Source organism: Chitinophaga oryzae, from assembly GCF_012516375.2.
Classification (GTDB): domain Bacteria; phylum Bacteroidota; class Bacteroidia; order Chitinophagales; family Chitinophagaceae; genus Chitinophaga; species Chitinophaga oryzae.
On sequence record NZ_CP051204.2, the window covers coordinates 2337493 to 2350047 of the forward strand.

General features: G+C 52.0%; 9 protein-coding genes. 4 read left to right on the forward strand and 5 right to left on the reverse strand.

What is annotated here, in order from left to right:
• Positions 1-125: 125 nt before the first annotated feature.
• Complete coding sequence (locus HF324_RS09745; protein ID WP_168859675.1) at positions 126-2075, reverse strand: LTA synthase family protein; 1950 nt, start codon at positions 2073-2075, stop codon at positions 126-128.
• Between the two features lie 579 nt (positions 2076-2654).
• On the opposite strand from HF324_RS09745, the gene HF324_RS09750 reads away from it, so the two are divergent.
• Entirely contained in the window at positions 2655-3254 is a 600-nt protein-coding gene (locus HF324_RS09750) for a DUF4974 domain-containing protein (protein ID WP_168802295.1), read from the forward strand.
• A 7-nt stretch (positions 3255-3261) separates the two neighbouring features.
• On the opposite strand, the gene HF324_RS09755 is transcribed toward HF324_RS09750, so the two are convergent.
• Positions 3262-4101 (reverse strand): tetratricopeptide repeat protein, encoded by an 840-nt coding sequence (locus HF324_RS09755; RefSeq protein ID WP_168802296.1) that lies wholly within the window; start codon positions 4099-4101, stop codon positions 3262-3264.
• 111 nt (positions 4102-4212) lie between these two features.
• Complete coding sequence (locus HF324_RS09760; protein WP_168802297.1) at positions 4213-4956, reverse strand: helix-turn-helix domain-containing protein; 744 nt, start codon at positions 4954-4956, stop codon at positions 4213-4215.
• A 151-nt stretch (positions 4957-5107) separates the two neighbouring features.
• On the opposite strand from HF324_RS09760, the gene HF324_RS09765 reads away from it, so the two are divergent.
• Together HF324_RS09765 and HF324_RS09770 are read left to right on the forward strand one after the other, a co-directional pair.
• Positions 5108-7522 (forward strand): ABC transporter permease, encoded by a 2415-nt coding sequence (locus HF324_RS09765; RefSeq protein WP_168802298.1) that lies wholly within the window; start codon positions 5108-5110, stop codon positions 7520-7522.
• A gap of 79 nt (positions 7523-7601) precedes the next feature.
• Positions 7602-8090: a GNAT family N-acetyltransferase gene (locus HF324_RS09770; protein ID WP_168859676.1), complete on the forward strand. Its 489-nt coding sequence runs from the start codon at positions 7602-7604 to the stop codon at positions 8088-8090.
• Positions 8091-8096: 6 nt separating this feature from the next.
• Here the strand turns inward: HF324_RS09770 and HF324_RS09775 are convergent, their stop codons facing one another.
• Positions 8097-9518 (reverse strand): S41 family peptidase, encoded by a 1422-nt coding sequence (locus HF324_RS09775; RefSeq protein ID WP_168859677.1) that lies wholly within the window; start codon positions 9516-9518, stop codon positions 8097-8099.
• 209 nt (positions 9519-9727) lie between these two features.
• Here HF324_RS09775 and HF324_RS09780 point away from each other — a divergent pair, with 209 nt between their 5' ends.
• Positions 9728-12103, forward strand: coding sequence for an ABC transporter permease (locus tag HF324_RS09780; protein WP_168802301.1), 2376 nt, complete (start codon positions 9728-9730; stop codon positions 12101-12103).
• On the opposite strand, the gene HF324_RS09785 is transcribed toward HF324_RS09780, so the two are convergent.
• Positions 12042-12458 carry a winged helix-turn-helix transcriptional regulator gene (locus tag HF324_RS09785; protein ID WP_168859678.1) on the reverse strand — a complete coding sequence of 139 codons (417 nt, stop codon included), beginning with the start codon at positions 12456-12458 and terminating at the stop codon, positions 12042-12044. The two genes, HF324_RS09780 and HF324_RS09785, sit on opposite strands and share 62 nt — an antisense overlap.
• Positions 12459-12555: the final 97 nt, after the last annotated feature.

Consider the following 12555-nt stretch of genomic DNA (forward strand, 5'->3'; position numbering starts at 1 on the left):
GCGATTAAATAATATTGTTACAAAAAGGTTTTCTCAGGCTGGCGAACGGTTATGGAACAGGAGAGGGGATTGCCCACGGCAATCCCCTCCTTAAATATACAAAAAAACATCAGATAAGTATCTTATTATTTCCGCATACCGTTGTTTTTAAACAGGGAATAGGCGGTCTGGTAGTGAGCAACGCTGTGCGACAGCAGCGTGCTGTCCATGGGAGCCGGCTGCTCTTCGTTCCTGGCAGGGTTCCAGGAGAAGCACTGTGCTTTTTGCTGGGGACTGAGAATCACCATTTTACCTGTTTCGAGGTAAGCCAGCTTCTGGTAAGTGCTCACCATGGCGCGGGGCTGGTAGCTGCTGTCGAGCACATTTTTACCATAGAAGTTGGAGTTATAGGACCAGTGCAACATTTTCAGCAGGGTAGGATAGATATCGATCTGTGAACACATGACCGGTATCTCCTGTGGCGCGGCGCCGGGCACATTGAAGAAGATGCAGGGGATGTGGTATTTGCTGACTTCTATCTCGTTCTTACCGGCGCTGCTGGCGCAGTGGTCGGCCACAAAAATGATGACCGTGTTTTTATACCAGGGTTTATCCTGGATAGCTTTCAGGAACCGGCCGATGGCATAGTCGGTGTATTTAACGGCGCCTTCGCGGCTGGTGCCGGAGGGAATGTCGATTTTACCACCGGGATAGGTGAAGGGCCGGTGGTTGGAGGTGGTCATGATAAAGTCGTAGAAAGGTTTGCCGGCAGCATATTTTTCATCGGCGCTTTTGATGGCGGCCTTGTAGATGTCTTCATCGCAAATACCCCAGGCATTTTCAAACTGAACGGCGCTGTCGGGAATGTTGGTCCGTTTGCCCGCCAGCTGGTCGTCTACCAGGCGATGCCGCAGGCGGTCGGTGATATCATAACCGTTGTTGCCGAAAAATTTATTCATGTTATCGAAGTAGCCGTCGCCTCCGTAAAAGAAGGTTGCCTCGTAGCCGCTTTTGCGGAAGATCGTGGCGGCAGAGAAAAGGTTTTCGTTGTTGCGGCGGCGTACAATGCTTTGGCCGGGGGTAGGCGGTACGGCGAGCGTCAGCGCTTCCATGCCTCTCACGGTGCGGGTGCCGGTAGCGTACATGTTGGTAAAGAGGATGCTGTTTTGCGCGATGCTGTCGAGCACGGGAGTGATATTTCCCTTGTTACCGAAGCGGGTCATGAAATCGGCGCTGAAGCTTTCGATGGTGACCATGATGATGTTGGGCTTTACCGGCGCCAGGGTGTCGGTAATGCTGCGGTAGATACTGTGGCCGTTGCCGAGGTACCGGGCATCGGGTGACTGCAGCTGTTGGCGCATGGTGGCAAAAGCTTTGTTGTCATCTTCCAGCAGGTAGTATTTATCGTACGCCAGTTCATTGTTGAGATAGGCAGAAACAAAAGAGTAGATGCCTGCTTTGGACAGTTCCTGCTGATAACGGTTTTTGCTTTTCTCCGCCCAGGTGTTGCTGATCAGGAAAACATGCATCAGCAGGCCGCCCAGCAGGAGCGCAAAGATGGCCATCCTTTTAGGGAAGGGGGTGCGTGACCGGAAGCTGTTGCGGAACATGCCCCGGCGGCTGCACCACCAGGTGAGCAGCGCGGTGGCCAGCAATACGCCGCCAATCAATAAAGGCAGCGGGTATGACTGGTTGATGTTGCTGATGACCTCATAGGTGTAGATGAGATAGTCTACCGCGATAAAGTCGAACCGGCCGGCGTACTCGCCCCAGAAGGTGAACTCCGCGAAGAACGAAAAGATCACGATCATCAGGGCCAGGAAAAAACCGGTGTAGGTGAATACGCGGTTAAAGAGGCTGTTGTTGAGCTTTTGCGGCAGCAGCAACAGGTATAGGGCATAGGCGATGGTGAAGAAGAGGGCGATGCCTGCATCGAACACGAAGCCTTTTGCATAGGTGGAAAGGATACCGGTGATGGAAAGCCCCGCTTGCGGGAAAGCCCAGATTAACAACGCGGTACGTACTAAAAAGGATAGTACGAGGAACAGGCCGGCAAAACCGAAGAGGACGGCATACCGATTTTGGACAGATTTCATGGCTGTATAAATGTGGCGGCAAAGGTACACTGTTCCCCGAAAGAAAAAGCAGAAATTGTTACCGTCAAAATCAAAATACATATGAATGGATTATGATATTTATATTTGATGGTATTTTTTACAGGATGATGATAAGTTTGTTGTGTGTCAGAAGCATCATGTTCATCAAAGTAAATCCGGATGGTATTATTTATCGTTTATACTAACACAGCTATATCACAGACCTTTGGAAGAAGTTTAAACGACAACGTACTGGCGCATGGACAAGGCTGGCGGAAATGGAGGATAATGAAAGGAGGGAAGGCCGGCGATCATCAGATACCTGAAATAAATCACAACGATCATGTAGCATATAAGTTTCCGGCAGGATTATCCGGAAACACAGGATGAGTAATTTGACAAATGGAATCCCTTACTACCATGACAACCCTTATCATGAACTATCCGTATGATGTTTATGGGGTATAATGCCGTGTATTCCGGCAGGCCCATATTGTCTGCATTTTATACTATACCTGATGATAACCGGTACGCCTGTACGGGTACCACTGATGTTTTGATACTCAAAAACACTTGACCTTGAGCGACAAAGAAACCAAAGAGCTGTTTGACCTGATGGACCAGGTACCCAATGCACGGAGGGTGGCCCGGGAATACCGGCGTTTGATGAAGGAAGGTAAGCTGGATCCGAAAAAAGATGTAACGGATGCCGGCGCCGGGTGGCTGGCGATAGAGGATGAGTTAAATCAGGGCGATGAGGCTAAATCGTATAACTACACCGTACCCGGCATATGTATCAGCATCATCCTGGCGGGGTTGTGCCTGAGCGGTTGGTGGCAAAACAGGCATGAAAAGGAGGTGGTCCGTCAGCTGGCCTTTAACGAAAGGGCGGGGGCGGCGTTACGTGGCCCGCATGAGCTGCAGATGGCAGGTGCAACCAGAAGGAAGGACGGCGTGTATACTTTTCACGATGCTTCTCTGAATGAGATCCGGGGAATGATTGACAAACGTTTTGCGATCAAGGTAATTTTTGATGAGCCGGAGATGTCTTTGCGCCGGTTTACGGGTTGCATGGACCCATGCCAGTCGCTGGACGCGTTTATGAACGTGGTAAAATACAGCAGTGCCGTGGATTACTATTTCCAGGGTTCTACGCTCCATATCCGCGCTTCGCAGTAACCGGTTATCAGGGGAGGCCTGCAGGCGCTCCGATGGCGGAGCGTATAAATTTTTTTAATCCTTTTTCCTTTTGCCATAACTCTCTGGAGGACAGCCAGCAAACGAAGGCTTCCTGTCTGCTGCCGGAAGGTATCTCCTGCTGGTATTCGGTAAACTCATCTGCCGGAAACTGATGGCTGGATTTGAGCAGTTCGTCTGCCATATGAGGCCATGCCTGGCGGGCTTCGAGGAAACGTGCTTTAGCCTGCGGGGCCAGTCCCAGTTTATAGAGGGCGAGGAACGAGAAAAAGGTATTTTCCAGGGTATGACCGCCGGCGGACTGTTGCTGATACCATTGCAGGTAAGCTTCATAACGGCCGAGGTGCATGTAACAGGCTGGCAGGAGGGCGGCGGCCCGGGTGTCGTCCTGCGGGTTGATCTTCAGCAGGAAACTGATTTTATGCAGCGCCCGTTCATATTGTTTTTCTTTGATGTGCTCGGGTATGACCGCCTGGATGGCGCGCAAAAAAGGCCGGTTTTCGAGCAGGTGCCAGTAGATATGGTCCCTGCCCGGCTGGAAATCCGCCGGCAGCGCCTCCATGCAAATCAGGTGCGCCCTGTGTATGAGCGCGTTCCCTTCTATATGGCGGCCGCTCCTGTTGAGGACTACGGCCAGTGACAGCAGCGCGTCGATATGGCTGTGGCCGCAGGCGTGGATGATTTTACGGAATATTCTTTCTGCGGCCAGCGGTCTTGCCTGCATCATGTCCATGGCGTACAGCAGCTCGCCGTGATAGGCGGCCAGTACTGCCGGCTGATGAAACATCCATGTGTCGCCGTCTTTCGTGAAATAAGGTAGCCCTGGCATATCCTCCGTTTTTTAGCGATGAACCATGCTGCAAGATTACAGATAATCAAATTGGCATTTGTTAACCACTTCTAAACACGGACAATTATTTTCAGATTTTTTTTCTGCCCGTTATTTTTCCATGATGATAGAGGGAACTTTGCCGGTGTATTTGCGGATGTCGTTGGTCAGATGGGAATGATCATAGTAGCCGTGGTCGAAAGCGATCTGCAGGAGGCTGCTGCCGGGATTATTCCGGATATGCCGGTGTACGGCCTGATAACGGATGATATTGGCGAAGGCCTTTGGGGTAACGCCGGTATGTTTGAGGAACTGCCGTTCCAGTTGACGGGGCGTCAGGAAATGGGTGCGGGCCAGGTCGCTGATCCGGATCACGCCCTGATGCCGGCGGATGGTGTCTATCAGCGGCAGCATGTCGCGGGAGGCGTGGGTAACGCGCGCCAGCAAGTATTGGTCCAGCGCCGGAACAAAATGATCGCCGGCCGTTTGCAGCAGGGGAATGAGTTCCTGGCCGAATTCGATGCATTCGTCGGCCGTGTCCTGCAGCGGCAGGCGGTAAAAGGAATTAAATGCGGCAGGCCTGAAACGAATGCCGATCATGCGCGTCATGCCGGGCTGACAGGAGTCGGCGTAGCGCGTCATCGTGCCCACCAGGTACGCTTTTTCCGACGCCAGCAGTTGCTCTTGCGGTGTATTGACATCGCTTATGGCAGCATCGCCGAGATTGCAGATAATATCCACGCAGCCATCGGGCAGTATACGGCCCACAGCCGCCGACCCTGTTGCGGAAGTAACGCTCCAGTAAGCGTCGATATAGGGCTCCAGCAGCGGATGTGGTTTGTATTGACGGTACATGTCATAAAGGTAAAAAGAAACGTCCATTATCGGACGGAAGGTGTGCGATAATGAAACATTTCCGATTGGCGTACCCACTGTAACGCCGCGCCGGATAAGGATTTCCGGTGGTGGCAGATTTATTGCAGCCCACCGGGCGAATTTCTTTGTTATGCTGAAAAATTATATCAAGATAGCCTGGCGGAATATCAGCCGCAACAAGGTGTTTTCTGTCATCAATATCATGGGGCTGGCCATCGGCATTGCCGCTTCCCTGCTGATCCTGCAATACGTGGCGTTTGAACTGAGCTATGAACGGTCGCAGGAAAAAGGAGACCGTATCTACCGGGTACGGCAGGAGCGGTATGAAAAAGGACAACTCACCACCAGCTGGGCCGCCGGCGCATTTGCAATAGGCAACTATTTTAAGGACGCTTTTCCTGAAATAGAAGACTATGTAAAGCTGGTCAAACAGCGGGAGGTATTGCTGGACGACGGGCAACGGAGCGTAAAAGTGTCGTCGGTATACTGGGCGAGCAGCGCTTATTTTAAGGTGTTTTCCACGCCGCTTGTCAGCGGCGACCCTGCCACGGCGCTGGCGGCGCCCAATACTATCGTGCTTTCGGAGAGCATCGCCCGTAAATTGTTCGGAAACGAAGACCCTATCGGTAAAATCGTTCGCGAAAATCACCGTCGTGTTTTCAAGGTGACGGGCGTATACAAAGACATGCCATCCAACACCCATCTGAAGCCGGAAGCGATGTACTCCTATGCCAGTTACCTGGATATGGTAAAGCCGGATAATCCCGAAACGGCCTGGCAGTGGGATGGTTGCCTGACTTACCTGATGCTCCGTGCGGACGCCGATCCCCGGAAGCTGGAGGCAAAATTCCCTGCGCTGGTGAACAGGTATTACAAGGACGTACCTAAAGAGTTTACTACAAAATATTTTCTCCAGCCGTTGAAGGATATTCACCTGTATTCCCACCTGATGATGGAAGCGGAGACTAACGGTCAGGGCAACACGGTTTATTTGCTGATGGGGATCGCCTTGTTTATTGTCGGCATTGCGTGGATCAACTATATCAATCTCGCTACGGCCCGCGCTATCAACAGGGCGGTGGAAGTAGGCGTGCGTAAAGCCGTTGGCTCCCGCCGGTCTCAGCTGGTGGCGCAGTTTATGATCGAATCGGTGATGCTGAACGGGATGGCAGTCGTGACGGCGCTGTTCCTCGTGGTATTTTCTATCCCGCTTTTTAATAGTGTGACAGGTCAGCAGCTCTCTTTTTCATTACTGTATGACCGGCTTTTCTGGACCGTATTGATGGCTTTGTTCGTTACCGGTTCTTTTCTGTCTGGTTTATATCCTGCGTTTGTGCTTTCCCGTTTTAAACCGGTGGTAGTGCTGAAAGGCAAGGCGATCTCGTCCCGTCAGGGCAGCACGCTGCGCAAATCTCTGGTAGTGGTGCAGTTCGCCGCTTCCCTGTTTTTGCTGGTAGGCATGCTCACTGTTTTTAAACAAATACAGTTTATGCGTTCACAGCAGCTGGGCATTAACATTGCACAGACGCTGGTGATAAAACCTCCGATCATTTACACGGATTCTACCCGGATGCAGCAGCAACAGGCTTTCAAAGAACAACTGATGCGGGAAAGCAATATCCGTAGCGTAACGGTGTCTTCCATTGTTCCGGGTGAAGCTTCCTCCATGAACGTCGGGGGGATACGCCTGATAGAGCAGAACGAAAATGAGGGCAAACAGTTCCGGGCCATCCACGTGGACTATGATTTTGTACCTTCCTATCACCTGAAGCTGGTGGCTGGCCGTAATTTTGACCGTGACTTCGGTATGGACGGAGCGGAAGGCGCCGTAGTATTCAACAGGACCGGTATCCGCAGGCTGGGCTTTGATAACCCGGAATCAGCCGTCGGTAAACTTATTTTTTTCTGGGGAGACACGTTGAGAATTGCCGGCGTGGTGGAAGATTTTCATCAGCAGTCCCTGCATGACGCCTATGAATCCCTCATTCTCCGCCTGCGGCCGGATGTAAAGGGATATATTTCCGTTGGCGTTTCCGCGGACAACCTCAACGCTACCCTGGCTACGGTGCAGCGGAACTGGAATACTTTTTTCCCGGCCAGTCCTTTTGAATATTTTTTCCTGGATGAGCATTTCGATGAACAATACAAGGCCGACCAGCGGTTTGGAAAAGTGTTCGGCATCTTCACCGCGCTGGCCATCCTGGTGGCCTGTCTCGGTTTGTTCGGGCTGGCATCTTTCACGATTGTGCAGCGTACCAAGGAAATCAGTATCCGTAAGATACTGGGTGCTTCCGTTCCTGAAATTGTACAGTTGCTGTACCGTGAATTTGCCGTGCTGATCGTGATCGCTTTCGGCATTGCCACGCCGGTGGCCTGGTTCAGTGTTACGCAATGGCTGAAAGGATATGCTTTCCGGACAGAGCTGTACTGGTGGCTGTTCGCCATCCCGTTCGTCCTGGTGCTGGCGATCGCTTTTCTGACGGTAAGTTTCCAGAGTATCCGCGCCGCGCTGGTGAACCCGGCGCATAGTTTGCGGTCTGAATAGTTGGGTCACAACAGATAAAATCCGACATTTACGATGATGTAAGTGAATGTTTATCTGTATAAAAATCCAATCAGCGTATATGGAAATTACCGTAAGAAAGGCAGTAAAGGAAGACCTGCCCTTGCTGCTTACTTTCGAGCAGGGCATTATCTCGGAGGAAAGGCCTTATGATCCCACTTTGCAGGACGGGACCATTCATTATTACGACATCGCACAGATTATAGCGGCCGATCATATCGAGGTAGCCGTGGCCGTGGCGGGCACACAGATCGTCGGTTCCGGCTATTGCCGCATAGAGCCGGCATCCAGGCCATATCTCAAACATGATAAACAGGGCCGCCTTGGCTTCATGTATGTAGATCCGGCTTTTCGCGGCCGGGGCATTAACGCCAGGATCGTGGCTTTTCTGAAAGAATGGGCTTATCTGCAGGACATACTGGAACTGCGCCTCGATGTGTATGCCGACAACGAAGCGGCAGTAAAAGCATACGAGAAAGCAGGATTCAAAAAACACCTGGTTGAAATGCGGATGGACCTGAGAGATAATCCCACCTATCTTGCACAATAATGACAACTACATAGCACCGGCCAGCCTGAGCGCCAGCTCCATAGGCTGGTCGATGCCGTTTATAACAGCGTTGGCCGTCAACGGCACGGCATAGTCCGGCGGCGTGCCATGGCCCCGGTGAAGCGTCGTATCTACTGCATTATAATATTGCTGAAGCGGTACGGTCAGCAACAGCGAAACGGGCGGTAGTTCAACGACCGGCATCATGCCGCTGGTATTACCCTGGTAACCGCCCCCGGTTTCCTCCCCGATAAAAACCGCTTTTCGGTGAAATGACAGAATAGCCGCTACATCCGCGCAGGAAGACATACAAAATCCATCTGTCAGGATGTAGGTCTTGCCGTTATAAACAGACCGCGCCGGTTGCTGCAGCGTATAATAATCAAACTCCCGGGTGACAGGGGACTTTTTCCAACGATAGGTCCCTTCCCGGAGAGCAGGCTTCCGGTAAAAAAGACGGGTAAAGCCTTTGATCTGCCCCGCTATCGTTGGGGTGACTTCTATCCTGTCCCAATAACGGAATGGCTGCCCGAAAAAATGCCGGGTGAAATAAACGGCATTACCATCGGTGCCGCCGGTGTTGCCGCGGAGGTCTACGATCAGCTGCCGGATACCTTGCTGCTGCAGCTGAAGAAATACCCGATCGATATACTTCCTGAAATGTTGTCCTGTTCTTTTAACGTCCGATGCGGCGAAAGAACGGATGGTGAGAATGGCAGTCTTTCCCTTCAGGGTAAAACTGAGCGTTTCCCTGGGGCTGGGTTCTTCCAGGAAGCCGGGGCGCGCCAGCTCCTCAAACCGGGCAGCCGGTATGATGACGGTACGGCCATCGGACAGCGTCAGTGTAAAGGTGCCGGCGGGCCCGATCATACTGCGGTACCAGGAAGGAAACTGGTGATACAATGTTTTGTACTTCATGGTCAGGTTATAGCCGTCAGCCGGAATGGCGGGTAACAGTACCGCCAGCAAATCCCGGATGCTTTTACCGTTGATGGCCGTGATCACGGCACCGGGAAGCAGGCTGCTGTCTGCCGAATAATTTGTGGTGACCGTTGCCTGCCTGTCGTCGAATAATAACTGTAAGGGCAGTAAATTCGGCTGGCTGTTCAGTTGCGATACATATGCCGGTGGCAGTTGCAGCCCCGTGTGCAGGCAACCGATCGCGGAAACAAAAGGTTTTACCTTGCGGTAAATTTCCAGCGTGGTGAGCGAATCTGCCGTGATCGTGGCTTTCAGGGAATCGGTATACTGCTGTACCCTGCTTTTGGAGCGGTACCGGTAATATCCGGGGTGACTTTCATCGAGCTTTCCGGAAAGCGTATCTATCAACCGGATAACAGCGGCAGCGGGATAACGCAACGGCGTGTCGGCGGCTACAGGCTGGAGCGTAAAAAGGGTCAGGGGCAGCAGGGGGATAGCAGGGACCATTTTTTGACTTCAATATAAAAACAGTGATTGTTAAAAGGGTGTGAATTAGGGAAACTTTAAAGGATCGTGTAGCCGGCGCCGTTACCGGCTTTCTATCCGCAATTGAACAAAATTTGTCTCAAAAGCGGACATTTTTTACATTGTGTAATATGTATGTTGTTGGATACTAATATATTTATTGTTGGCATCCGATTGGAAAACCGGTTAGCATGATTACCAACTATATCCGGACCGCTGTCCGCAGCTTGTGGAAAAATAAAGTATACAGCTTCCTGAATATTTTCGGGCTGATGACAGGCATTGCCTGTGCTGGTATTATCTTCCTCTGGGTGGAAGACGAAGTGCAATACGACAGTATGCACGAAAAGAAAGACCGGTTATATGCCGTTTTACAGCACTGGCAGTATGATGGTTATAAACGTACTTTCTGGTCTACCCCGGCATTGATGGGCCCGGCCATCCAGGCGGAGTTCCCCGGCGTAGCCCGCACCTGCCGCACTACGGAGGGGGAAGTATCCGCCATGTTCAGCAACGGTCAGACGGCTTATTATAGTTCCGGGATGTATGCAGACAGCACGCTTTTCAGCATGTTCACCTTTCCTTTTGTGGAAGGGGATGCGCAATCCGCTTTTACTCAACCCAATTCGCTGGTGATAACGGAAACGGCTGCACGTAAATTTTTCGGGCAAACGGCCAACGTGCGGGGGAAGCTGCTGAAGATGGACAACCAGCAGGAATATATGGTGACGGGCGTATTGAAAGACCTGCCGCAGAATTCCACCCTCCGGTTTGAATGGCTGGCGCCTTTCCAGACTTATCTTAACGCGCACAAAGCGCTGGCATCGTGGGATGCCAACGCGATCAATAGTTTCGTGGAGCTGGTGCCGGGCGCCGATGTAGCGGCGCTCAACCGGCAGCTGGCGGGTTATGTGAAAGAGAAATTTCCGAAAGCTATTTGTTCGCCTTTCCTGTTTTCGATGAATGACTGGCGCCTGCGGAATGAATTTACGGATGGCAGGCAAACAGGCGGCCGGATTGGCTATGTGCGCCTGTTTACCGTGATAGGATGGATCATCATTTTTATTGCCTGTATCAATTTTATGAACCTGGCGACGGCACGCAGTGAGAAACGTTCCAAAGAAGTGGGGGTGCGCAAAGTGTTAGGGGCCGGGAAAGGCCGGCTGGTGATACAGTTCATCGGGGAGGCAATGCTCATGTCTTTGCTGGCGGCTGTATTGGCGGTGGCGGTCATCAGCCTCCTGCTGCCGGCATTTAATGCCATGGTAGGCAAACAGATCGGGCTGGGGCTGCAGCATCCGGCGCACTGGGTGGCATTGCTGGCCATTGCGCTGGTGACCGGATTGGTGGCCGGCAGTTATCCTTCCCTGTATCTCTCTTCGTTTAACCCGGTGAAGGTGCTGAAAGGCATCAAAACACCCGGCGGCAGTGCGGCGTTTATCCGCAAAGGACTGGTGACAGTGCAGTTTACGGTGTCTATTGTACTGATTGTTTCCACCATCATCATCTATCAGCAGATAGAACATGTGAAGCAACGAAAGCTGGGCTACAACAAGGACAACCTGCTGGAAATGGACGTTACCGGAAGGATGGGGCAGGACTTTGCCGCTATTCGCCAGGACCTGCTGAATACAGGATTGATAGAAAATGTAGCGCTCTCTGACCATGCCACCATATACGGAGGCAACAATACCAACGCTTTCCGCTGGCCCGGTTCACCGGAAAACGGTTTCCTGATCTCCCACAGGAGCGTAACGCCCGGATTCTTTTTCACCTCCGGCATGGAACTGACACAGGGGCGCGACTTCCTGTCCGGCGCTGCGGTAGACAGCTTCAGCGTTGTGATCACCGAATCGCTGTCCCGCCTGATGGGAGCAGAAGGAAGTATCGGCCGGAACCTGCTGATACCGGATGATGAAGAAAATAACTACCGCCCCTACCGGATCGTAGGCATCGTGAAAGATTATGTATACGGAAACATGTACGGCAAGCCGGACCCGGTGGCGTTTTTCAAGCGCGACAATGATCCCCGCATGATGTATGTCCGGATAGCAGCCAAAGCCGACCCGGAGCAGGCGGTGAAAGGAATAGAACAGGTGATGGCAAAGGACAATCCTGGTTACCCGTTTGCCTTCCGCTTCGTAGATGAACAGTTCAATGCCATGTTCAGCAGTGAACAGATGATAGGCCGCTTGTCGAGAGTATTTGCATCGCTGGCCATCGTTATTTCCTGCCTGGGATTATTCGGGCTGGCGGCTTACACCGCCGAACGAAGGACTAAGGAAATCGGTATCCGCAAGGTGCTGGGCGCCAGTGTGGCAGGCATCGCCAGGCTGCTGTCCGTGGAGTTCCTGAAGCTGGTGATGTTATCGGCAGTGATCGCATTTCCGCTGGCATGGGGCATTATGGCTTACTGGCTCGATCAGTTCAGCTACCGCACGGCTATTCACTGGTGGGTGTTTGTACTGGCAGGAGGTATGGCCGTTGTGATTGCGCTGGCCACCGTCAGCTACCAGGCTGTACGCACAGCGATGAGGAATCCGGTAAAGAGCTTACAGACAATGTAGCCGACATAATACGGCGGCGGTGCCCAAGGCCCCAGTCCATCAGCTGCAGGACAATTTTCTCCAGCGTTTTGCCGTAAGGAGTGATCTCATATTGTACCGTCACCGGTTTGGTGGAACAAACTGTTCGTTGCACCAACTGATTCAGCTCCAGGACCTGTAGTTCGCGCGTCAGCATTTTGGCGCTGATGCCTTCCACTTCCTGCTGCAGTTCGGTGAAACGTTTCCGTCCGCGGCAACAGAGGACCGTAATAATCAATACTTTCCATTTGCCCTGAAGGAGCTCCATGGCGTCGTTCAGGGCTCTTGTCTTGCCTTTGTAGTCGCACTCAGGATAGCGGTTGACAGTTGTTTTCATGATAATAAAATGAATGTCCGTAAAAATAAACATAAGCTTTCTGCCCGCGGTAAGATTTCTGTTTCTGAAATAATATGCGTTATAAGTAATATGTGTT

What these genes read in the sequence shown, in the direction of transcription:
- HF324_RS09745 (WP_168859675.1), bottom strand. Translation starts at nt 2,075, where the DNA reads ATGAAATCTGTCCAAAATCGGTATGCCGTCCTCTTCGGTTTTGCCGGC.
- HF324_RS09755 (WP_168802296.1), bottom strand. Translation starts at nt 4,101, where the DNA reads ATGCCAGGGCTACCTTATTTCACGAAAGACGGCGACACATGGATGTTT.
- HF324_RS09760 (WP_168802297.1), bottom strand. Translation starts at nt 4,956, where the DNA reads ATGTACCGTCAATACAAACCACATCCGCTGCTGGAGCCCTATATCGAC.
- HF324_RS09765 (WP_168802298.1), top strand. Translation starts at nt 5,108, where the DNA reads ATGCTGAAAAATTATATCAAGATAGCCTGGCGGAATATCAGCCGCAAC.
- HF324_RS09770 (WP_168859676.1), top strand. Translation starts at nt 7,602, where the DNA reads ATGGAAATTACCGTAAGAAAGGCAGTAAAGGAAGACCTGCCCTTGCTG.
- HF324_RS09775 (WP_168859677.1), bottom strand. Translation starts at nt 9,518, where the DNA reads ATGGTCCCTGCTATCCCCCTGCTGCCCCTGACCCTTTTTACGCTCCAG.
- HF324_RS09780 (WP_168802301.1), top strand. Translation starts at nt 9,728, where the DNA reads ATGATTACCAACTATATCCGGACCGCTGTCCGCAGCTTGTGGAAAAAT.
- HF324_RS09785 (WP_168859678.1), bottom strand. Translation starts at nt 12,458, where the DNA reads ATGAAAACAACTGTCAACCGCTATCCTGAGTGCGACTACAAAGGCAAG.